Origin of the sequence: Acaryochloris thomasi RCC1774, from assembly GCF_003231495.1 — a bacterium.
Lineage (GTDB): Bacteria > Cyanobacteriota > Cyanobacteriia > Thermosynechococcales > Thermosynechococcaceae > RCC1774.
The window spans coordinates 585,117-605,849 of sequence record NZ_PQWO01000001.1 but is presented as its reverse complement, the minus strand read 5'-3'; the positions used below and the strand labels follow the sequence as shown (position 1 = coordinate 605,849).

Sequence of the window (20,733 nt, the reverse complement as noted above, 5' to 3'; positions counted from 1 at the left end):
TTTTGAGGCGGTGGAAGTTGTGAAAGAGTTGATGGCCACAGCCAAGACTAAAACGGGTCTGAAGGTCTTTACGACGGTGTTAGACAAGGTCTACCAAACGGGTCGAAAAGTCACCGAGGAGTTTAAGGAATCAATGGAAATTGTTTTTGATGCTTACTTGCCAAAATGGAACTATACTGCCAAACCTCAGGCGGCCTGATTTTGGATATTATTTAATCCACGATCCTAACGCTCAAATCGGGCAGATTTTCTAGCCGTTCCTGGGGCTGCTCTGGCCGTTCCATATCAGATTGAGGGGTACACACCGTCAGCGAATGGGGGATACAGGCTATTTCTATGGGCGTATGCCCAACCAGCTCACCATCTATCATCACTCGTTGAGCCGGTTGAGTCGTGATCCTAAAATGTTTGGCACGCAGATAGCCAACGCTTTCCTGAGTCGCCGCTTCTCCGCGTAGAGCGGATCTGAGCAGATTATAGGAGGCTGCCATAATGTCCAAAGTGCTCTCTGGGGCCACGATGGTCAGATCCAGTAACCCATCATCAGGAATGACGCCAGCGGGTCCCTGGGCCAGAATCGAAGTTGCGGGAGCCGCGTTTGCCACTGTAATGGCTCCCGCAGAAAACTCCACCTTACGGGAGCCATCAATTTCCAGCTCAGCAGAAAATAACTCTAAATCTTGAAGCTGTCTGAATCCTGCAAAGACGTAGGCCAGAACACCTAGGCGATCCTTCGCAACGCGATCGGCCTTCCGAATCGTTTCTGCCTCCAGACCAATGCCGGCCAATAAAATCATGGTACTGTCACCGCAGGACGCAGCATCCACTACTCGGGTTGTGCCCTCCGTAATCACGCGGCAGGCAGCTTCCAAAGAAGTGGGAATATCTAAAGCATTGGCAAAGGCGTTAGCGGTTCCCCGTCCAATGACGCCTAAAGAGATGGAGGTGCCGATTAGAGCAGCGGCCACCGCAGACACCGTTCCATCTCCACCCGCCGCGATAATCAGATCGAAATTCTGGTTGACGGCGGTCCGTGCTAAGGGCGCTGCATCTACATCAGGGGAGGTTAAGCGAACCTCCAGCTCCATATGGGGAGAAAGCAGCTGACAAATCGTCTGCAACTCCTGTTCAGAATCTCCCTGACCCGCAGCTGGATTGAAAATGAGACAGGAAGATCGCGCCATTGGGTGATTCAAATAGTAGGATTACTCAAGGCTAGCAAAGCGCAAATCTATTCTCATAGATGTCTCTGCCGACAAGCATTCTATTTTGATAACTCATCTGTCTTAAGCAGAGGCGTGTTATTTCCCATCAACTGCGGGAACTTTTCGGTCAAATACTGGTTAAAAAAGGTGCTCACTACCGACAAAATGATCGGCCCCACAATGAACGATAGGATACCGCTCACCTTGAAGCCCGGAACCAAGAGCGCTGCGAACCAGAAACAAAGACCATTCACAATCAGAGAAAACGCACCGAGGCTCAGGATCGTTAGGGGGAGAGACAGTAATGAAAGCACAGGTCGCAAAACAGCGTTGACGCCACCTAAGACAGCGGCACCCGCAAGGGCAGCGGGGAATGTCGCCAGATCAACGCCGGGGAAAATGATGTCAACCACCAGCAAACTAAGGGCCGTGGCAAGTAGAGTAAGCAGGACTCCAAGCATAATTTTTCCTCATCATTAACGATACAGAATAAGAAGGTTCATGATTGAACCGCTGCTTCAGATTTAACAGAGAGCAGTAGAAAGACACATCTACACAGAGGAAGAGTTTTTCCGGCTGCAGAGAAGGGAGATGGCAATAGAAGCCTGTCTCTAGGTAGAGGACAAAATGGCTCTAACGTCAGACGCTGGGTTATAGATGCTGTTCACACAAACAGGAGCGTGAAAGACCATGCAACTTCTCAAGATTATTCTGGCCATCGTCCTGCCTCCGCTGGGTATTTTCCTTGAGGTTGGCCTAAGTGGCACACTGTTGCTCAATATTTTGCTAACGCTGCTGGGATGGCTGCCGGGGGCCATTCACGCCCTATGGGTTATTTCCAAGGGAACGGGACGAGGCCGATTCTAAGGGAGATGAGCTGCGTCAATGGCGCCACAGCTTTACCCATCGTTACCATTCGCTCGGTCGAGAAGTGCTACCCATAGTCGTCGAGAGCCTTGAGGACTGCTGTAGAAGAGTAAGTCAACCAGTAGCTTCAGAGCCAGATGACTGAGGGCATCTGTTGAAAGATTGTCATCCATCCGCTCTTGATAGGTGTTGGTGAACTGATCAAGATAATCACCTAGCAGCGCCGCTTGATGAGGCTGACGATTTTGCTCAGCCAGCTCCTCCAAAAGCATGACGGCTTTGCGAATTATCTCTTGATGTTGCTGTGCGAGATGGCAGCTAATGAGCACTAAAGCTCGCGCCTCATCGATATCGAGCTTCTTGCGTCCGCCGGTTCCGCGCCGCATCGGGTTAGACTGACGCAGCCGCCAGAGAGCGACGCGATCGCTGACCGAGTCCTGCAAATTTAAATCTGCTGCGGCCTGCAGGACCGCCTCAGAGCCAATGCCGATCAGGGCCTCTAGGGCTAAGAGGACCAAATCGAGCTGCGTTTTTATGTTGTCTAACTGAGCTGTATCCGGCTGGACCTCACGCTCTAGCGGTGTAGTTGTGTTTTGCCAACGACTGACCATAGCATCAGGCAGCTCTGCAGGTCTGGCAACATTCGTTCTCCACTATTCTGACGCCCTTAACCCCACATTGGAATAAGTCAGTATAGATCAAACGTCATTGCCACGATCACCTGTCATTATTCCATGACTCTTTCATCTTCGGCAGCACGAGAGAACAGGAGAGGCTCTGATATTACTGACGTCTTTGCAGCTCTTGGTCTAGACGCTGACGATAGAGGGTATCTGTCCGCACCTTTTCGGTAATTTGATTAAATTCCCAGTTAGACAGACCGTTACGCTGAATAACGTCAGCCGACCGGTTATAAAAGTCGGTGCAGGTAGTTTTGACTGAATTTGGTAAATCACTCTGGCGGCAAACGTTTTTGGGCGTCTGCTGCCCCATATAAGAACGCACCTTGGTCAGGGCATTAAGGCGCAGAGGCTCCATTTGTAGAACAGCATCAGCATAGTTACCCACTTTGGGCAACAACGCCTGAGCATGGGCAATGGAACTCATGTCCAATTGTGAAAAATCTTGCGTCAACCCTGGTACGAAACCTGAGAAGCTTCCGATAACGGATAGCAGAGAAATCCAAGCGAATCGTTGCTGGGAACGAACTCGAGCAGGCTGAGTAAGGGATCGAATTAAATAGGCCATGAACGTCTGCAATCCAAACAAACCACTATATTAATGAGTGCTAATGATCTTGAATCATTTTGCAGGTGGGAAGTTCCGTCCCTGCAAACTATATTTTCTGCTCACAGGGGGAAGCCACTATCCTTCGCTATTCTACCCGTTTGTCCGGGTGCGTTGATCAAGGATGATGTTCCCTCGCTGGCATCTGACAGAGCTGACACAGTTCGATAATTTTTGTTTGCAGCACGGTTGTCGAGTTTTGGCCTTGCTTCAAACTGACATCAAGTTCTAGCAGCCCCTTCAGCACCTGTCGTAGCTGTGGGCTGCGGAGAGATTTCACGTCCTGCTGCAAAAAATAGATACGCTTGGGGTTTCTGACCTCAGCCGCCTTGGCGATCACCCGCTCATCTCGCTCCCCGGCTTCAAGCATGAGTTTTATCCAGAGCCAAGTCCGAAACTGGCGCACGAGGGTGGCGGTAATCTTCAGGCTCGGTTCGCTGATCGCCAATAGATCGGCAACCAAAGTCAGGGCTTGACTTGTGTGTCCCTGGCGGATGGCATCGGCCAGCTGCAGGCTATTTTGGGTGGTTGCAGGCACCAGTTTGGCAACTGCTTCGGCCGTGAGGGCCGCAGACTGCTGCTGAGCATAGAGCTGCAGCTTGTTAAGTTCGCAATAGAGACGCTGTGTATCGTTACCTATGGAATCAGCCAGTAGTTCAACGGCATCAGCAGACAGCTTGACACCCACCTCGGAGGCAGCTTGCTTAACAGACTGAATCAAAAGCTGTGTCTTCCAGGGAGGAATGGGGGTAAATTCTTGAGTTTGGGCTTGCTTTTGCAAAAGTTTGATCGCTTTACTGCGACCATTGGGCTTAGAAGCATAGGTGAGCAACAGGTGAGAGGTTTCCGGGAGGGCTGGCAGGGTGCGCTCCAGTTCTGAAACCACATCTTCGCTATCTTGTCGCCCGAGGGTGGGATTGATCAGCCACACCAGTCGTTGCCCTGCACCAAAGGGGGGCGTCATTGCTTGATTGAATCCCTGCATCATCTGGGTGGCGGCATCCGCACTGGATCCAACCTCAATTTTATCGTAGTTAAAGCTCAGCCAAGCGGGATCAAGCACTTGGGCATGGAGGGCTTCCACGGCCCGGTTCAAGCGGTAATGGTCTTCACCCCAGTAAAGATAGACAGGCATATCAACTTAGAGTACGCGAATCTAGGACCGATCGACGCACATCCTCAGCTGTTGCTGAGAGAATGAATCGTTTATTTGGTTTGTTCCAGCAGTGCCTCATTAAGGCGCTGTCGATAAAGCGAATCCATCTGTACCTTTTCAGTGATTTGATTGAACTCCCGGTTAGACAGACCGTTGAGCCGAATAATTTCAGCAGACTGATTAAAGAAGTTGGTGCAGATCGTTTTCACTGCGTTGGGTAGCTCATTTTGACGGCAGACGTCTTTCGGGGTCTGCGAACCTAGTTCTGCCTGCACTTGATTCAAGGCTTGAATACGGAGGGGTTCCATCTGTAGGACGGATTTAGCATAATTGTCGATTTTAAGCAGCAAATCTTGAGCATAGGCAACGGAGGCAATTTCAATGCGTGAGAAGTTCTGCGTGAGGCTCGGGGTTAGCCCTAATAAACTGGCTGATGTGGAGAGTAAAAAGATCCAGGTTAGTCGGTGGCTCAGACGAAGTTGAGACGGTTGTGGGGGGAAGTGAACTCGATTTGCCATGACTGTCAAGATCTAACGAAATCTTTTCTAGAGCAATATTGCTAGCCTTGAATCATTCCTGAGGTGAGAAGTTCCAGGCATCAATTTACATCGCAGCCCCAAAGAGGACGCTTCGATCTATTATGCTGTGGCTTGTACAACTGATGAATCTGAAGTAAAGATGTCTCCGACGGTTCACCCTATTTTGCAGCAAAGCTTTGCTGTAATCGATCAGGAAATGGGTCATCACTCGTTCTCGGCAGATGAGTATGCTGTGGTGCGGCGGGTGATTCACAGTACGGCTGATTTTGAGTTTCAGCATCTGCTGCAGTTCAGTTCTGGGGTGATTGAAGATGCGATCGCAACCCTGACCCAAGGCACCCCTATCATTACAGATGTTGAAATGGTGGCACGGGGCATCCAGCGGCTCGTTCAAGATACTTTCGGCAACCCAATTATAGCCGCCGTGAGCACCGCCTCGATGGCTGCACCCGGCCAAACGAGGACCGAGACCGGCCTCCTGCAGTGTCTACAGCAGTACCCTACCGGCATCTACGTAATCGGTAACGCACCCACAGCGCTTTTGGCCCTCTGCCGCCATCTGAAAACGGCATCACAATCACCTAGTCTCGTGATTGGCGCCCCCGTCGGCTTCATCTCCGTAGTTGAATCAAAGGCGGCTTTGGCTCAGCAGGCGGTGCCCCAAATTCGGACTGAGGGCCGCAAAGGGGGGTCCCCAGCCGCCTCTGCGATTATCAATGCCTTGATCATGCTGGCTTGGGACCGTCAGAGTCCTCGATCCCTATGAACCCCATAGTGGTGGTGGGGATTGGGCTGGCAGGCGCAGCCGATCTCAGCCCCACGGCACAGGCCGCTGTCGATCAGGCAACGCTCCTCGTCGGAGGTCAGCGCCATCTCAGCTATTTCCCCAGCCATGCAGCCCCAAAGCTCACGCTGGGAGACTTAAGCTCTGCTTTAGAGCAAATCCAGGACCATTTGGCGATCTCGCCCCAGAAAAAGGTCGTGATTCTCGCTTCGGGCGATCCCTTATTTTTTGGATTAGGCCGCCTGCTGCTCACAACGTTCTCGGCAGAGCAGCTTACGTTTCATCCCCACCTCAGTGCCGTCCAACTGGCCTTCAGCCGCATCAAAGTACCGTGGCAGGATGCGAACATCGTCAGTCTGCACGGGCGATCGCCAGAGCGATTGATTCAGGCCCTGCAGAAAGGGGATGACAAAATCGCAATTTTTACGGATCCCACCTATACGCCAGCGGCAATTGCTCAGTTATTTCTAACGCTTGATCTGCCTATCGCCTATCAGTTTTGGGTTTGCGAAGATTTAGGAAGTCCGTCAGAACAAGTGCAGGGATTTGCCCCCTCTCAACTGCTGGGGCAGACCTTTGCAGCTCTCAACATTGTTATTCTGATTCGGCTTACACCCACCCCTTCAGAACAAGATTGGCCACACCTAGGTCTGCCGGACGGGAGCTTTTTAAGCTTTCCTGATCGCCCTAGCCTGATTACGAAGCGTGAGGTCAGAGTCTTAGCTCTCGCAGAACTTGATCTCCGTGAAAATCAGATCATTTGGGATATTGGAGCCGGAACGGGTTCTGTTTCCATTGAAACAGCCAGAATTTCAGCGAGCAGTACCGTCTATGCCGTAGAAAAAACGGTAATTGGACATCGTTTGATCCAGCAAAACTGTCGGCGGTTCGCGGTCAACAACGTTGAGGCAATTTGCGGAACAGCACCCGATGTACTGGCAGCTCTGCCGCCTCCAGACCGCATTTTTATTGGTGGCAGTGGCGGAAACTTATCGACTATTTTAGATTGTTGTCAAATACATGCCTGCAAACAGACCGTTATTGTGCTTGCGATCGCAACCTTAGAAACCTTAGAAATAGCTCTTCACTGGCTACGAACCCACCATTGGTCAACGCAGTTATTGCAGATTCAAGTGTCACGTTCAGTCCCGATCGCGACTCTGACGCGCTGGCAACCCCTTAATCCTGTCACTCTCATTCGAGCCAAATTAAAATCGCCCTAGTCAACTGTCAAATTTAACAACCTCCAATGCAGGAGCAATTGACGCTTGAGACCCGGACGATCTTAATTTTTTTCAGCCCATCAACAGAGAGAAAGGAACAGCCCTAGCTATCTTCCTCATCAATCTGGATCAGGTGAATATGCTTGTAGCCAAGCTTAATTTCAAACTCATCACCGGGCTGCAAACCCATCGCTTCAGTATAGGTTGACCCAATCACGATTTGGCCATTTTTGTGTACGCTAACGCGGTAAGTCGGCTCTCGTCCACGGCCATCCTTATCGCCACCGGGGCTCAGCGTAATTCCCTTTGCTTCAATAACAGCATTGAGAAAATCACCCAGGTTAACACGGGGCTTATTATTTTTTGTGATTGTGTAGTAACCACATGCCTTCGCTTTTTCCCGCCGAGATAAGTGCTGTAGTTCTTTAACTTTAGCTAAGAGCGCTTTACCTGTTAACGCTGTATCTTTTGTATCAGTGGTCATTTATAAAAGCATTCCTCAGTTTATAGATGAAGATTAATGTAGACGAGGCTGTTGTATCGAGCCTTCAATTGAGACTACCAAAGCTTACAACAAAGTGTTTTACACTTGCTACAAGCATAGCAAAAAAAAATTAATCATTATCACTAGTTTGAAAAAAATTTGTTTTTTAGTTGAGCAAACACCATTAAGAGTCTGCACAAAAGGATTATGCACTTGCCTCGGTAATCAGCATCGGTAAAAGGTGCATTGAGAATTCTCTCAAATCATATTGATCAATTTATTTGTTTATCCTCTCGATCAAAGACTTCGTGCTCAGTCAGCAAGACCTAAAATTGAATTTAATGCATCGGGGAGCATCCTACTTTTGCAGAAACGCCTAGCGATTGAAATCGCGGCTGTATAGAAGAAATCCGCCTACGCGGACTCACGCATTATCTTTAACCTGCGCAGGCCAGCTTGGTTTTTCTCGCTGCGATTTTGATCGCCAGATACAAAAGTGGGATGCTCCCAACGAACCGTGAGTTGTTAACCTGCATTCTGCTTAAGAGAGTCCTCTGATCGCCATCGATTAGGCAGAAGAGACTCTTCTTTCGTCGAGTGACTCTGAGGGTTTCTTCTATTGTTCACTTTTATAAACTTAAGAATGTTTTGGGAAATCTTGCCTCGAGAAGAAGGTTACCCTAAGTGATAGCGGTACACGTGTTGATCTAAAACAACAAAGTGGCTGAGCGCGATGTCTGCCAACGGAGGGCCGTCCTGACACATCCGGGTACTGCTGTATATACTGATTTTCTGCCGAGTGAGTTTTTATGCAGGTCTCGTTTAAGGTTGTGCGTCAGCAACCTCATCAACAGCCCCGACTTCAAACCTACATTTTAGAAGTAGAGCCTAGCGCTACTGTTCTTGAGTGTCTCAATCAAATTAAGTGGGAGCAAGACGGTACCCTTGCTTTTCGAAAAAACTGCCGTAATACCATTTGCGGTAGTTGTTCAATGCGCATTAATGGTCGGGCTGCGCTGGCTTGCAAGGAAACCATTAAACAAGAGTTAGAACGGCGAGTCGTTGCAACGTCCTTGGCTGCAGAAGCAGCTGAAGGTTTAGGGGAGCATCCTGAATTTGAGATTGAAATTGCCCCTATGGGTAACATGCCGGTCGTCAAAGATTTAATCGTCGATATGCAGGATTTTTGGCAAAATCTAGAGGCCATTGACCCTTATGTGAGTACGGCAGGCCGAAAGATACCAGAACGTGAATTTCTACAGTCGCCAGAAGACCGAGCCAAGCTCGATCAAATGGGAAACTGCATTCTTTGCGGAGCCTGTTATTCCGACTGTAATGCTCGGGAAGTCAATCCAGACTTTGTCGGTCCCCACGCCCTTGCGAAGGCACAGCGCATGCTGGCAGATACCCGTGACCAAGCAACTGAGGCGCGGCTGTCGCAGTACGACGGGACAGAGGGAGTCTGGGGCTGTACGCGCTGCTTTAACTGCAACGCCGTTTGCCCCATGGAAGTTGCGCCCCTTGATCAGATCAGCAACATTAAGTCTGAGATTCTACCGCGTCAGGATGCTCAGTCGAGTCGTTCCGTACGTCACCGCAAGGTGCTGGTGGACTTGGTACAGCAGGGGGGCTGGATTGATGAACGACAGTTTGGCCTCAAGGTGGTGGGCAATGGCTTTCGAGATTTAAAGGGGCTACTGAGCCTAGCGCCGCTAGGACTGCGAATGCTGCAGCGGGGTAAGTTTCCAGGGGCTTTTGAGGCTTCAGAAGGGACCGCAGAAGTGCGATCGCTGATCAATTCCGTTAAGATGCGAGGGTCGCAGCCTGCAAAAACAATGAGCGATCCCTCGCCTGAAACCCCAATTAAGTCTGACTCTATTCCTCAAGAAACTATCTCTCACGAGGACAGACCTGAGCCATCTTTTGGCTGGAGTACCTATGCTGAACAGGTCAATGGTCGCTTTGCGATGATCGGTTTCATTGCACTGTTGTTGCTAGAGCTGATAACTCATCAAGACTTCTTTACTTGGCTCGGTCTTCGATAAGCCCGAACGAGCGACAGAGCTCGCAACAGATTATAGACTTCATAACGGAACTTTCCTGGAATGTCTGAGTTCATACACTTGATGAGTTCGAGCTAAGAAAAGTGGATGCTGCCTCGCCACTTTTGATTCAGGCTTCGGATGGGCCAATGATGCTTGGCTTACGCTTTGCAAATATCTGTTATGCCAGTTAACGTTGCGACCGCCGCGCTCCCTTTGATACTGGCTGGTCCCATTCTTCGTAGAACAGAGTCTGAGGCTGTTACGGTGTGGGTTGCCCTCAGCAAAAAGAGTGTCGTCACCCTAAACATCTATCTTGCAGGCGAGCAGGGTCGTAAAATCCAGAAAATGGTTGCCAGGGGCCAAGGCCAAACGATCCAAATGGGCCGCCAGCTTCACCTTGTTGCCGTCACCGCTGCAGTGCTACAAACGTCCCTCCAGCCGGGACAAATCTATGCCTACGATCTTGAGTTTCTCGCTCAAGGGACTCAGAAATCTGTCAGTCTGCGCACTGAAGCTCTCTTAGAACAAGGCTCTCTCAGCTACTTTTCCCATCATCTACCCACATTTGTCCTACCGCCCGTCAGCCTGGATGACTTGAAAATTGTCCACGGTTCCTGCCGTAAACCTCACGGGGGTGGACCTGACATTTTGCCGCTGCTTGATGACTTACTCATTCGAGATGCCCACCTTGTAGAGCGGAGACCGCACCAGCTTTTTCTCACGGGCGATCAGATTTATGGCGATGATGTTGCCGACCCTTTTCTGTGGATTGCCATTCGTTTAGGTCCTGTACTGCTGGGCTGGGAGGAAATGCTACCGGTTGATAGATTCGAAAACGGCACATTCGATTATTACAGCCCCAAGCTTTGGCCACCGGGAGAGCGCACTGAAATCGCCCGCCAGAAGTGTGGGTTGACGGCCATGTTGCACAACAGTCCTGAAACCGCGAAGAGCCATCTGTTCAGTTTCGCAGAATACTGTATTGCCTATCTACTGGCCTGGTCGCCGGTTTTATGGCCGGAGCCAGAGGCAATTCTTGACGCCAATTCGCTGCACGGGGGTCGGAGTGCATCGAAACGATGGTCGCAAGATGCAGCAGACATGCAAACCTTTGTTCACGGTGTCGCTCAGGTCAGGCGGGCGTTAGCGAATGTTCCCACCTATATGATTTGCGATGACCACGATATCAGCGACGACTGGTATCTCAACCACAACTGGTGCAACCGCGTGCTCAGCCAGCCGCTAGGTCGCTGCGTTGTCCAAAATGGGCTGTTGGCCTACGCTCTTTTTCAGGCCTGGGGGAATACGCCAGAGCAGTTTGTTCAAAATCAGCCCGGTGCGTCTCTGCTGAAAAATGTTGAACAATGGTCTCTCTCGCGGGGAACCGATCAGAAGGCTTGGCGACAGATAGGTCGATATGTGGGTATGCCGCTCACCGATGAGCAAACCGGTCAGCCTCGCACACAGACAGAAGAAGAAGTCCTAATTTTGGAACGAGATCCTGAAGCGCTGAGCTGGTTCTATACAATCCGCAGCGATTGCCATGAAGTCTTGGTTTTGGATACGCGGACTTGGCGAGGCTACCCTAAAGATACAGAAAAGATCGCGCCTCCAATGCTACTTTGCCCATCCGCTTTTCGCCAGCAGATTGAGGCTCCTTTACGGCATACAGATGCGCTCAATCAGCGGGGCGCAAAAATCCGGGAAACGCTAATTGTGCTGCCCACCAATCTTGTTAGTTTATCTATCATTGATGCTGTGCAGCAGTATGATTTTCAGCGGGGTAAGGTGTTTGATAATGATGTCGGTGATGCCTGGAATTTTCATGAGGGCGCATTTACGCAGTTGTTGAGTTATCTGAGTACCTATCGAGATCGAGTGATTTTGCTCTCAGGCGATATTCACTACGGCAGCACCATCAGACTCGATCACTGGACCCACGACAACGCTCAAGCAGCCCCTCATAGCAGCGTCATTGTTCAGTTGACGTCCAGCGCGATGAAGAACGCTGAGCTAGCGACCTATCTGGTTCATACTCGGCTCAAATCATTATTTCCAGAGTCTGCTAAAGCTCGGGTAGGGTGGCGCATCCCCCCTGTCGAGAATTCTGAAGCGAAACCGGACTGGCAGTATCAGGTGCGCTGGATTCCTAGGCAGAAGGCACAAGCAACTGACTTGCCGCCCACTCATCGCTGGTCTCAACGCTCTCGTTCACTCTCCCTGCTCCAGGTTGTAAAAGGGACTGTGTCGTGGCTGTGGCGGAATCGCTGGTTCCAGGAAGGTTCAGAAGTGGTCGGTCACAACAATTTTGGCGTTGTTACTTGGGCAAAGACTGAAACGAGGGAGTCCGCAACTATCGTTCATGATATTTACTGGTATCCACCCTGGGATATGACGCGGCCGGTTAAAAGTCAGTATCGCGCTTCGCTCGCTCAGGCTACTGTTCCTCCAATATCGCCGGTTCTCTATTCCAAATACTAGGTGCAGCGCAACGGGCAAGATTTCGAATCAGCATTCTTCGACAAAAGCATTTTGTGGTCTGACCGTTCAACCCTTTTGTGGACGGTGTACGACTTTCTTGATAGGCGCGGTACGGCACAGTAGGGTGGACTCATAGCTCTACTAAAGCGGTGGTTCGTGCAAATGAAAAGCAATACTGGGTCGTGGATAGAGCGGCTAGCGCGTCTGGGCTATGCCGCGAAAGGCATTGTTTACATAACCATTGGTGCTTTATCAACGTTAGCGGCGCTGAACATGGGCGGCGGAACCACTGGATCGAGCGGTGCGTTAGAAACGATTGCTCAACAGCCCTTTGGACAGATTTTGCTGGGTGTTGTAGCTGTCGGATTGGCTGGCTATGCGCTATGGCGGTTTGTTCAAGCAGGTTTGGACCCTGAACATCGCGATAGCACGGGGGCAAAGGGAATCTTTCGACGCCTGGGCTATGCCGTTAATGGGGTGGCCTATGCTGGGGTGACGCTCACGGCGGTTCAGCTTTTATTAGGCAACAACCAGAGTAGCGATAGCGGCAGTTCGGCTCAGACATGGGTCGCTAAGCTCATGTCACAGCCTTTTGGGGAATGGCTGGTGGGCACGGGTGGTGCTTTCATGATTGGCTTAGGTGTGTATTTTTTCTACCGAGCCTTTACTGTCAAATTTCGTGAAAAGTTGAAGCTAAGAGAGATGAGCCAGACGGAGAAACTTTGGGCGACGCGCGTTGGCGTATTGGGAATCTCAGCCCGAGGGATTGTGTTTATCGTGATTGGTGGTTTTCTGATCCAGGCCGCGCGTCGGGCTGACCCGAGTGAAGTTCGTTCTTCGGAAGGTGCCCTTGAGGTGCTGCAGCAGAGTCAGCCTTTTGGCTCCTTGTTGTTTTTGTTCGTTGCTGCTGGTCTGATCGCCTATGGCGTTCATATGCTTGTGCAGGCCCGCTATCGTCGAATCGAACCGGAGTAGTTGGGGCACCGGAGTTCTCTAGCTGACAAAAGGCTGTCAATACTATTGCTCTTCGCCTGCGTGGTAAGAGCTGCGCACAAGTGGGCCGGAACGAACGTGGCTAAAGCCCATTGATCTAGCTACTGATCCGAGATGATCAAATTCGTCGGGATGCCAGTATTTCTGAACGGGCAAGTGATCTAAAGAAGGACGCATATACTGGCCGAGGGTGATGCGATCGCAACCCACCCCTCTCAACTCTCCCAGCGTTTCCAGAATCTCTGCCTCTGTTTCCCCTAAGCCCAACATCAGTCCTGACTTAGTGGCAATATGGGGCGCAAATTCCTTAACTGCTTTGAGGACATCCAGAGATCGTTCATATTTGGCCCCTCGACGCACGGGGCCCTGAAGACGACGGACGGTTTCAAGATTGTGGTTGTAGCAGACGGGGCCTGCGTTGACGACAGTTTTAATGCAGTTGCGATCGCCCCTAAAATCCGGCGTCAACACCTCAATTTGAGTCTGAGGCATGACCTTATTAATTTCTGCCATTGTGGCGGCAAACCAGCCGGATCCCTGATCTTCTAGGTCATCTCGATTTACAGAGGTCAAAACCACATAGTTTAGCCCCAGCAGCTTTACAGAATCAGCAACTTTCTGAGGTTCCTGAGAATCCAAAGGCTGAGGTGCATGGCCTTTATCAACCTGACAAAAGGCACAGGAGCGAGTGCAGACGGGTCCCATCAACAGAAAAGTTGCCGTTTTTTGGGCATAGCATTCACTGCGATTGGGGCAGCGCCCCTCTTCACAAATGGTGTGAATTTGATGCCGCTTCACAATCTGCTGCACCGTCGATAGCTCACTGGCTTTACCGATGGGACGCTTCAACCAAGACGGAAGTCGCTCAACCTGCGTAGTTTCCAAGATGTTTGTATCTCTAATATCTCTCAGGGCTACCTTAGCAAGGTTTCTACTCTCCTGCAGGAGACGCCAAGTATTGATTGAGGGACCATTCATACCCTGCTTGAAGTTATGCCTTTGCATTGTGCTCAAAAATGTTGCCGTGGGCCATAATTACGCGATTCATATTACAAAACTCTCAACATAGCTTCAGTCCTTGAATGAGGCAGGAGAGTACCGCGAATGCTATTGCAAGGTATCCTGAGTCGCCTTCAGCATCACTGACTCGACAAATTGCTTGCCGCAGTCTTTGCAGAGATAGCACTGTTTGCCTCGCCGAGATCCATTTTTAGAGATCTGCCTCGATCGACAATGCGGGCATTTCATTACTTTCATTACATTCTCGACGAGATGATCCCCAATGTGTGGCTCTAGATACGACACCATCAAATCTTCCATCTGCTCAGTCATGCGCTGACGGTGCTGGATGTCTGGATTACGCAATGCCGCCAGAATGATGGCATTTGTACCATGCACACAGACTTCAGCAATCAGACTCGCTTTATCTTTACCTAGATGAGAGTTGCGCTGTTCAAGAATGCTAGCGAGAACATTTATGGCCTCTTGGGTCATCCCTTCATCAATAGACTGGAAAATCTCACGGGCGGTATAAAACTGGATAAATACAATCCGCGAGACAGGATGTTCAAAGAGTTCGCTCACCGATCGCATCAAAACCTGAATCATTTGCCTGAGCGGGAGTTGAACGACTTCAGGTGTCGTAATCTGTGCCCAGAAAACTTTCGCCCGCTCCACATGCCGTAGCTCCATTGCATTGAAGATTGCGGCCTTATGAGGAAAAAACTGATAGAGCGATCCAACCGCTGTCTCAGCTTTATCTGCGATTTGATGCGTCGTCGCAGCATCATACCCAACCTCATCGAAGATTGCTGCCGCTGCATCCAGAATCTTTTCGACGCGCTCCTTCCCTCGCTGTTGTTTGGGTCGCCGCCGTAAATGACTTGACGAATGCGAATGTTCTGTCATAATTTAAAACACGACAAATTCTTCACAATTTTATAGCGAACGGAGAAGATCATGCGATCTATGCTTCCCGGTGCGCCATGGCTGTTGGCGCACAAATCTATGCTGGCCGAGAATCAGCCTCGCAGAGTATCGCTCTATGGGAATGATTATGTGCTCTGGAAAGATGCTTCTCAAAAGATTCATGCATTGCCCAATACCTGTCCTCATATGGGTGCAATGTTGTCGGAAGGATGGTGTGAATCATTACATCCTGCAGTATCTGATACCTCTGGTATCGTTTGCCCTTTTCATGCTCTCAAGTTTGATGGAGCAGGATGTACTGTTTTGCCGGGGTCTGAAAAGAAAACGGCACCTCAGCTACAGCCGCTAGAACTCATCGTTCAGGGAGATTTCATTTGGTCCTATGGTGGACACGAGCCTCAGAGGCCGATTCCCTCGGTCATGAATGAAATCGCCAAAACCTATCGCTTTATTGGCCATACCGCAGACTGCAGCGTTGAGACCGAGCTGCTTCCCATGCTGCTGAATATGCATGACTACAACCATCAAAACGGAACCCATCGGGATCTCTTTCGCATTACTCAAGTCAACTTTCATCAATTCATCGATCAGGGGCACCAATCTCATGCCTATTTCGATACACCAACAGAGTCCTATCGCTTAGTCGAAAAACTGAGAAAGCCAGATTTGTTCTTGCTGCCTGAGACTATTCAAGCTCATTTAGAGAATCACTTCCCGTCACTGGTCATTTTTCACGGCGAAATGCCTCTCGGGAAAGCAGCGCAGTGTCACTTTTTTGTTCCAGAAGCTGAGAACCGAACCCGCACCTACATTCTGCTCTTTGGTCAGGCCAAGCATCCACTCTTTAATCTTTTGGGCAAGACATATCTCAACTTCGGAAAAGTGGTTGTGGAGCAAGATACCGATATTCTCGGCAAGCTCTACCCTGACGCTCCTCAGAAGATCAGGCTCAACAATGAGGTAGGGATGGATTGGGTTAAGCGAAATTTCGCAGACTTCCCGGAGATAGTGGAGCCTAATTTATCTAAATCTTGAAAGCTCGACTCAACTTTTGTGAGCGGCTTGAGCACCTGTGCTTTGGCCGTGAATGCTAACGAGATAAGGGACACAGTAGGTTAAGACCGCAGAAATCCAGCGATCTCGTTTCATTCGCCCCTCAACCAAAGCTGACCCATGATTAATTGCAAACAGAAGTGATCCCACCACCAAAGCCACCCGCAGTGCTTTAGAACGATAGCGAGGGTTTGTTAGAGCGGCATAAATAGCTTGAAGCACGGTACTTCCAGAAAGATCGCCCACTCAAAGCTAGCACTTAGCGTCGTGATTAAGCGCTTTGCCCAGTCTGATTCTCTAGCTCACTTTCTCACTCAGAGGACAATAGCAATCCTGCTGTTCAAGCCACAATTGCCCCACTTGATAGAGCGCAGATAGAACCGGCTGAACCTGTTGCCCCTTGTCAGTGATGGAATACTCTACGTGTAGCGGAACCTCTGCAAAGACCTGCCGTTCGACAAGGCCGTGGCGTTCTAGCTCTCTGAGACGAACCATCAAGGTTTTGCTGCTGATACCCGGCAATGCATCTAGCAATTGATGCGTACGGCGGGTTCCATCAAATAACTCTCGCAGAATCGGGATAGCCCATTTTCCCCCCAACACATCTAGGGTGAACTCAATCGGGCACTGCACGTTTTGGCAGTCCTGCATTTTGCTCATTTGTTTACCCATTTAGTGTGGCTACCTTTATCTTGGCGGCTGAATCTCTTCTATCGAGATGCCTAGCTGACAGTTACAAGAAATTTAATGTTTTTTTCAGAAGCACGTAGAGGCCAGAGAGAGTACTAGCTTTTTGCTGCTGGTAACTATGGGGCGCTCTGGGTGCCTATCTTGTGGCCCATGAGTGGATCGGCCAGGATGCAGATAGTGAATTAAAGGAGTGTTTCATCATGATTCGATTGCTGGTCGGTGTCTTGGTCTTCGTCTTGAAAAATATTTATCGAGATCGCCCCATTCCACGCTTCTATGTATTAGAAACAGTCGCTCGTGTCCCCTATTTCTCCTACCTTTCCGTTTTGCACCTCTATGAAACCATTGGGGTCTGGCGGCGGGCGGACTGGCTAAAAGTTCACTTTGCTGAATCCTGGAATGAGCTTCACCACCTTCTGATTATGGAAGAACTGGGCGGCAATCAACAGTGGATAGATCGATTCCTGGCTCGCCATGTGGCCCTGCTGTACTACTGGATTATTGTGGGTCTATATGTTGTCTCGCCGCGCTCTGCCTATCGCTTCATGGAGCTGGTCGAGGAAGAAGCATATCACACCTACGATCAGTTTTTGAGCGCTAATGAAGCTGACCTGAAAAACCAACCGGCTCCTCAAATTGCAATCGGCTATTACCGCGATGGCGATCTTTATCTGTTCGATGAATTTCAAACGTCCCAGCCGCCTGAGTCACGTCGCCCCGCAGTAGACACCCTCTATGACGTATTTGTTGCCATTCGTGATGATGAGATGGAGCATGTCAAAACAATGGTGGCCTGTCAGGCAATGGAAGAGCAGTCCAGTCTCAAGAGTCCCCATACTCATCTGCCTATCGAGAATCCGCACACCGATCTTCCCGCAGCGCAAGTGGAATCTGTTGACGTTCGGCAATAGAAGTAACAGCCTTTGGATGGTCCCCTAGCTCCCTAATGCCGGGGGCCAATGCAGAACTTGGCAGCTCCCCTCAGATGTCTAAAACCTGACAAGATGTGTTCTCTAATGCTGCGTTTTGGGTGGTCATCCCTCCAGACTGAAATGAAACCTCGCCCGATTCAAACTTCGCCACACTTCTACAAGAGAGATAAATGATGATTCAGGCTGCTCCACAAGCTATTTCTTCGCTCAACCCATTGACGGACGCTGAATTGCACAAAATTGATGCCTACTGGCATGCCTGCAACTATCTTGCCGTTGGTATGATTTATCTTCGAGATAATCCTCTGCTAAAAGAATCTCTCCAGTCTTCACAGATAAAACATCGCTTACTCGGTCACTGGGGCGCTTCCCCCGCCCTTAGCTTTACCTACATTCACTGCAATCGGTTAATCAAAAAATACGACCTCGACATGATCTTCATGGCAGGTCCCGGCCATGGTGCGCCTGGAGTCCTCGGACCGGTCTACCTCGAAGGCACCTATTCGGAAATCTACCCCGACAAAAGCGAAGATGCTGAGGGCATGCAGCGCTTTTTCAAGCAGTTCTCCTTCCCTGGCTTTATTGGCAGTCATGTCACCCCCGAAACGCCAGGGTCAATTCATGAAGGGGGCGAACTGGGCTACAGCGTTTCCCATGCCTACGGTGCAGTTTTGGATAACCCCGATCTGATTGTGACCTGCGTGGTAGGCGACGGCGAATCAGAAACAGGACCATTAGCAACCTCTTGGCATTCTAATAAGTTCATCAATCCGGCCCGTGATGGTGCCGTGCTGCCGGTTTTGAATCTGAACGGCTATAAAATTGCCAACCCCACGATTCTGGCCCGGATCTCCCATGAGGAACTGGAGTGTTTGTTCAAGGGCTATGGCTACACGCCCTATTTTGTTGAGGGTAAGAATCCGGCGGAGATGCATCAGAAAATGGCTGCGGTCATGGAGGAGTGCGTTCTCAAGATTCGAGAAGTGCAGCAAGAAGCCCGCACCACGGGCAAGATTGAACGCCCTCGTTGGCCGATGATTGTCTTGCGGACTCCGAAGGGCTGGACGGGGCCTCAAGAAGTGGACGGAAAGAAGGTCGAAGACTTTTGGCGATCGCATCAAGTCCCGATGGGCGGAATGCACGACAACCCCGATCACCTCCGCAAGCTCGAAGAGTGGATGCGCGGCTACAAACCGGAAGAGCTATTTGATGAAAACGGGACGCTGATTCCAGAGCTGAAAGAACTGGCACCTATGGGAAATCGCCGCATGGGATCTAATCCCCACGCTAACGGAGGGTTGCTGCGGAAGGCGCTGAAGCTGCCCAACTTCCATGACCTTGCCATCAATATTGGAGAGCAACACGGCACCGTCGAGTTTGAGAATACTAAAGCACTAGGCCTATTCATGCGGGAGATCATGCGGGATAACCCTGATAACTTCCGGTTAATGGGACCAGATGAGACAGCCTCGAATCGTCTCCAGGACGTGTATCAAGTCACCAAGAAAGTTTGGATGGCAGACATGTATCCCGAAGACGAAGACGGGACTGAACTGTCTCGGGACGGTCGGGTCATGGAAATGCTCAGTGAGCATACGCTGCAGGGGTGGCTAGAGACCTACCTACTCACCGGACGTCACGGCCTATTTCATACCTATGAAGCCTTTGCCCATGTGGTCGATTCAATGTTTAATCAGCATGCTAAATGGCTGAATATTTGTCGCAATCATGTTCCCTGGCGGAGATCCGTCTCATCCTTGAATATCTTGTTGTCGTCACTGGTATGGCGACAGGACCATAACGGCTTCAGCCACCAGGATCCAGGCTATGTAGATTTAGTAACCAACAAGAGTCCAGATGTGGTGCGGCTTTACTTCCCGCCGGATGCGAACTGTTTGCTATCGGTGGCAGATCACTGTTTCCGCAGCGTGGATTATATCAACGTAATCATCTCGGACAAGCAGAAACACCTACAGTATCTGTCGATAGATGAGGCGGTTGCCCACTGCACAAAGGGCATCGGTATTTGGGATTGGGCCAGTAATGATGACTGCGGAATCGAGCCGGATGAACCCGATGTGGTGATGGCCTGCTGTGGCGATATCCCGACGATGGAATCGTTAGCGGCGACAGCGATTTTGCGGGAAGAATTTCCCTGGCTTAAGGTGCGATTTGTGAACGTAGTGGATTTATTCAAATTGGTGTCTGAAGGGGAGCATCCCCACGGTTTATCTGATCGAGACTTTGACTCTCTGTTTACCCGCGATAAGCCGATGATCTTCAACTTCCATGGCTATCCCTGGTTGATTCACAAGCTGGTTTATCGTCGCTCTAATCAAGAACGAATTCATGTACGGGGCTATAAAGAGCAGGGCAATATCAATACGCCACTAGAGTTGGCAATTAAGAATGAAGTGGATCGCTTTAATTTAGTCATTGATGTGATTGACCGAGTGCCAAAGCTAGGATCTGCGGCAGGCCACGCAAAAGAGCGGATGCGGAATAAAATCATCGAGTGTTTGGCCTATGCTCATACGCATGGCAAGGACCAAGATGAGATTGTCGACTGGAGGTGGCCCTACTCTGAGATGTGTGAATAGCATCTTTCTCTCCTTTGCCGATATCAGGTCTCAAATCAGTCATAACAAATTAACCTAGTTGTGAAATTGAGAGTTCAGCCTTGCAGGTCTATCTGGTTTGATAGACCTGTAAGCAATTGTGCACCTTCTAAAGTGAGTCCCTAGTGAAAGTTTCTCTCACATGAGTTGAAACTATTTGCACGTCCCTTTGTAGAGAAACTGCAGTTTCAAAGCCCAAGGTTTATGGAGGTCTGAGAGAATAATCGCGAGTGCCGTGCAGATAATCGGAGACAGGCTACCTTGTAAACGTTAAAGGCAAAAAAACTTTAACGTTGCTAAGAAAAGTCGCATTAGCCCTGGATAACAATTAGACCTGACTATAGTTCTAAGCTAAAGCGAATTATACTTTTTTGCGAGAATTTTAATCAGTTCTGTATTTGCTTTTCCATCAACAGTCGGCGGCCGTAGAAAGACAGTGAATCTACT

Annotated in this window: 21 protein-coding genes and 1 pseudogene; 11 read left to right on the top strand and 11 right to left on the bottom strand. The window is 50.0% G+C overall.

Annotated features, from left to right (window positions below):
• On the top strand, positions 1 to 199 hold a 199-nt coding region (locus C1752_RS02915; RefSeq protein WP_407061214.1), incomplete at its 5' end, for an ISAzo13-like element transposase-related protein.
• Between the two features lie 13 nt (positions 200 to 212).
• Here C1752_RS02915 and C1752_RS02910 read toward each other — a convergent pair.
• Entirely contained in the window at positions 213 to 1,184 is a 972-nt protein-coding gene (locus C1752_RS02910; RefSeq protein ID WP_110984524.1) for a YegS/Rv2252/BmrU family lipid kinase, read from the bottom strand.
• An 80-nt stretch (positions 1,185 to 1,264) separates the two neighbouring features.
• Positions 1,265 to 1,666: a phage holin family protein gene (locus tag C1752_RS02905; RefSeq protein ID WP_110984523.1), complete on the bottom strand. Its 402-nt coding sequence runs from the start codon at positions 1,664 to 1,666 to the stop codon at positions 1,265 to 1,267.
• 229 nt (positions 1,667 to 1,895) lie between these two features.
• Here C1752_RS02905 and C1752_RS02900 point away from each other — a divergent pair, with 229 nt between their 5' ends.
• Complete coding sequence (locus C1752_RS02900; RefSeq protein WP_110984522.1) at positions 1,896 to 2,072, top strand: YqaE/Pmp3 family membrane protein; 177 nt, start codon at positions 1,896 to 1,898, stop codon at positions 2,070 to 2,072.
• 32 nt (positions 2,073 to 2,104) lie between these two features.
• Here the strand turns inward: C1752_RS02900 and C1752_RS02895 are convergent, their stop codons facing one another.
• The 4 genes from C1752_RS02895 to C1752_RS02880 form a co-directional block, all read right to left on the bottom strand.
• Entirely contained in the window at positions 2,105 to 2,683 is a 579-nt protein-coding gene (locus C1752_RS02895; protein ID WP_110984521.1) for a DUF3038 domain-containing protein, read from the bottom strand.
• A gap of 172 nt (positions 2,684 to 2,855) precedes the next feature.
• Complete coding sequence (locus C1752_RS02890) at positions 2,856 to 3,179, bottom strand: DUF4168 domain-containing protein (RefSeq protein WP_233501282.1); 324 nt, start codon at positions 3,177 to 3,179, stop codon at positions 2,856 to 2,858.
• A gap of 298 nt (positions 3,180 to 3,477) precedes the next feature.
• Positions 3,478 to 4,494, bottom strand: a complete 1,017-nt coding sequence (holA, locus tag C1752_RS02885; RefSeq protein ID WP_110984519.1) for a DNA polymerase III subunit delta — start codon at positions 4,492 to 4,494, stop codon at positions 3,478 to 3,480.
• 71 nt (positions 4,495 to 4,565) lie between these two features.
• Positions 4,566 to 5,033 (bottom strand): DUF4168 domain-containing protein, encoded by a 468-nt coding sequence (locus C1752_RS02880; RefSeq protein ID WP_110984518.1) that lies wholly within the window; start codon positions 5,031 to 5,033, stop codon positions 4,566 to 4,568.
• A 160-nt stretch (positions 5,034 to 5,193) separates the two neighbouring features.
• Between C1752_RS02880 and C1752_RS02875 the strand changes: the two genes are divergently transcribed.
• The gene (locus C1752_RS02875) at positions 5,194 to 5,820 is read left to right on the top strand and encodes a cobalt-precorrin-8X methylmutase (RefSeq protein ID WP_110984517.1); all 627 of its coding nucleotides are present in this window, start codon (positions 5,194 to 5,196) and stop codon (positions 5,818 to 5,820) included.
• On the top strand, positions 5,817 to 7,061 hold the full coding sequence (gene cbiE / locus C1752_RS02870) for a precorrin-6y C5,15-methyltransferase (decarboxylating) subunit CbiE (RefSeq protein WP_110984516.1): 1,245 nt from the start codon (positions 5,817 to 5,819) through the stop codon (positions 7,059 to 7,061). The genes C1752_RS02875 and cbiE overlap by 4 nt, the downstream gene beginning before the upstream one ends.
• A gap of 103 nt (positions 7,062 to 7,164) precedes the next feature.
• Here the strand turns inward: cbiE and C1752_RS02865 are convergent, their stop codons facing one another.
• A complete protein-coding gene (locus C1752_RS02865) occupies positions 7,165 to 7,545 on the bottom strand; it encodes an AbrB/MazE/SpoVT family DNA-binding domain-containing protein (protein ID WP_110984515.1) in 381 nt (126 codons plus the stop codon).
• A gap of 809 nt (positions 7,546 to 8,354) precedes the next feature.
• Between C1752_RS02865 and C1752_RS02860 the strand changes: the two are divergent.
• The 4 genes and pseudogenes from C1752_RS02860 to C1752_RS02850 all read left to right on the top strand — a co-directional run.
• Positions 8,355 to 9,353: pseudogene (locus tag C1752_RS02860) on the top strand (succinate dehydrogenase/fumarate reductase iron-sulfur subunit); the annotation flags it as partial.
• Positions 9,354 to 9,590 (top strand): CAB/ELIP/HLIP family chlorophyll-binding protein, encoded by a 237-nt coding sequence (locus C1752_RS30635; protein ID WP_488656250.1) that lies wholly within the window; start codon positions 9,354 to 9,356, stop codon positions 9,588 to 9,590.
• Between the two features lie 180 nt (positions 9,591 to 9,770).
• Complete coding sequence (locus C1752_RS02855; RefSeq protein WP_110984513.1) at positions 9,771 to 12,071, top strand: metallophosphoesterase family protein; 2,301 nt, start codon at positions 9,771 to 9,773, stop codon at positions 12,069 to 12,071.
• A gap of 162 nt (positions 12,072 to 12,233) precedes the next feature.
• The gene (locus C1752_RS02850) at positions 12,234 to 13,046 is read left to right on the top strand and encodes a DUF1206 domain-containing protein (protein WP_110984512.1); all 813 of its coding nucleotides are present in this window, start codon (positions 12,234 to 12,236) and stop codon (positions 13,044 to 13,046) included.
• 42 nt (positions 13,047 to 13,088) lie between these two features.
• Here C1752_RS02850 and lipA read toward each other — a convergent pair whose 3' ends face one another.
• Positions 13,089 to 14,042: a lipoyl synthase gene (gene lipA / locus C1752_RS02845; RefSeq protein ID WP_110984567.1), complete on the bottom strand. Its 954-nt coding sequence runs from the start codon at positions 14,040 to 14,042 to the stop codon at positions 13,089 to 13,091.
• 129 nt (positions 14,043 to 14,171) lie between these two features.
• Entirely contained in the window at positions 14,172 to 14,972 is an 801-nt protein-coding gene (locus C1752_RS02840; protein ID WP_110984511.1) for a TetR/AcrR family transcriptional regulator, read from the bottom strand.
• Between the two features lie 51 nt (positions 14,973 to 15,023).
• Between C1752_RS02840 and C1752_RS02835 the strand changes: the two genes are divergently transcribed.
• Positions 15,024 to 16,028 carry a Rieske 2Fe-2S domain-containing protein gene (locus C1752_RS02835; protein WP_110984510.1) on the top strand — a complete coding sequence of 335 codons (1,005 nt, stop codon included), beginning with the start codon at positions 15,024 to 15,026 and terminating at the stop codon, positions 16,026 to 16,028.
• A 9-nt stretch (positions 16,029 to 16,037) separates the two neighbouring features.
• Here the strand turns inward: C1752_RS02835 and nrtS are convergent, their stop codons facing one another.
• The gene (gene nrtS / locus C1752_RS02830; protein WP_110984566.1) at positions 16,038 to 16,268 is read right to left on the bottom strand and encodes a nitrate/nitrite transporter NrtS; all 231 of its coding nucleotides are present in this window, start codon (positions 16,266 to 16,268) and stop codon (positions 16,038 to 16,040) included.
• A gap of 75 nt (positions 16,269 to 16,343) precedes the next feature.
• A complete protein-coding gene (locus C1752_RS02825; protein WP_110984565.1) occupies positions 16,344 to 16,706 on the bottom strand; it encodes a winged helix-turn-helix transcriptional regulator in 363 nt (120 codons plus the stop codon).
• Positions 16,707 to 16,936: 230 nt separating this feature from the next.
• On the opposite strand from C1752_RS02825, the gene C1752_RS02820 reads away from it, so the two are divergent.
• Positions 16,937 to 17,647 carry an alternative oxidase gene (locus tag C1752_RS02820; protein WP_110984509.1) on the top strand — a complete coding sequence of 237 codons (711 nt, stop codon included), beginning with the start codon at positions 16,937 to 16,939 and terminating at the stop codon, positions 17,645 to 17,647.
• 194 nt (positions 17,648 to 17,841) lie between these two features.
• On the top strand, positions 17,842 to 20,268 hold the full coding sequence (locus C1752_RS02815) for a phosphoketolase family protein (protein WP_110984564.1): 2,427 nt from the start codon (positions 17,842 to 17,844) through the stop codon (positions 20,266 to 20,268).
• The last annotated feature ends 465 nt before the right edge of the window (positions 20,269 to 20,733 follow it).

Excerpts from the sequence above, each read along its gene's own strand:
- C1752_RS02910 (WP_110984524.1), bottom strand. The coding sequence starts at position 1,184 with ATGGCGCGATCTTCCTGTCTCATTTTCAATCCAGCTGCGGGTCAGGGA.
- C1752_RS02905 (WP_110984523.1), bottom strand. The coding sequence starts at position 1,666 with ATGCTTGGAGTCCTGCTTACTCTACTTGCCACGGCCCTTAGTTTGCTG.
- C1752_RS02900 (WP_110984522.1), top strand. The coding sequence starts at position 1,896 with ATGCAACTTCTCAAGATTATTCTGGCCATCGTCCTGCCTCCGCTGGGT.
- C1752_RS02895 (WP_110984521.1), bottom strand. The coding sequence starts at position 2,683 with ATGGTCAGTCGTTGGCAAAACACAACTACACCGCTAGAGCGTGAGGTC.
- C1752_RS02890 (WP_233501282.1), bottom strand. The coding sequence starts at position 3,179 with ATGAGTTCCATTGCCCATGCTCAGGCGTTGTTGCCCAAAGTGGGTAAC.
- holA (WP_110984519.1), bottom strand. The coding sequence starts at position 4,494 with ATGCCTGTCTATCTTTACTGGGGTGAAGACCATTACCGCTTGAACCGG.
- C1752_RS02880 (WP_110984518.1), bottom strand. The coding sequence starts at position 5,033 with ATGGCAAATCGAGTTCACTTCCCCCCACAACCGTCTCAACTTCGTCTG.
- C1752_RS02875 (WP_110984517.1), top strand. The coding sequence starts at position 5,194 with ATGTCTCCGACGGTTCACCCTATTTTGCAGCAAAGCTTTGCTGTAATC.
- cbiE (WP_110984516.1), top strand. The coding sequence starts at position 5,817 with ATGAACCCCATAGTGGTGGTGGGGATTGGGCTGGCAGGCGCAGCCGAT.
- C1752_RS02865 (WP_110984515.1), bottom strand. The coding sequence starts at position 7,545 with ATGACCACTGATACAAAAGATACAGCGTTAACAGGTAAAGCGCTCTTA.
- C1752_RS30635 (WP_488656250.1), top strand. The coding sequence starts at position 9,354 with ATGCGAGGGTCGCAGCCTGCAAAAACAATGAGCGATCCCTCGCCTGAA.
- C1752_RS02855 (WP_110984513.1), top strand. The coding sequence starts at position 9,771 with ATGCCAGTTAACGTTGCGACCGCCGCGCTCCCTTTGATACTGGCTGGT.
- C1752_RS02850 (WP_110984512.1), top strand. The coding sequence starts at position 12,234 with ATGAAAAGCAATACTGGGTCGTGGATAGAGCGGCTAGCGCGTCTGGGC.
- lipA (WP_110984567.1), bottom strand. The coding sequence starts at position 14,042 with ATGAATGGTCCCTCAATCAATACTTGGCGTCTCCTGCAGGAGAGTAGA.
- C1752_RS02840 (WP_110984511.1), bottom strand. The coding sequence starts at position 14,972 with ATGACAGAACATTCGCATTCGTCAAGTCATTTACGGCGGCGACCCAAA.
- C1752_RS02835 (WP_110984510.1), top strand. The coding sequence starts at position 15,024 with ATGCGATCTATGCTTCCCGGTGCGCCATGGCTGTTGGCGCACAAATCT.
- C1752_RS02825 (WP_110984565.1), bottom strand. The coding sequence starts at position 16,706 with ATGAGCAAAATGCAGGACTGCCAAAACGTGCAGTGCCCGATTGAGTTC.
- C1752_RS02820 (WP_110984509.1), top strand. The coding sequence starts at position 16,937 with ATGATTCGATTGCTGGTCGGTGTCTTGGTCTTCGTCTTGAAAAATATT.
- C1752_RS02815 (WP_110984564.1), top strand. The coding sequence starts at position 17,842 with ATGATTCAGGCTGCTCCACAAGCTATTTCTTCGCTCAACCCATTGACG.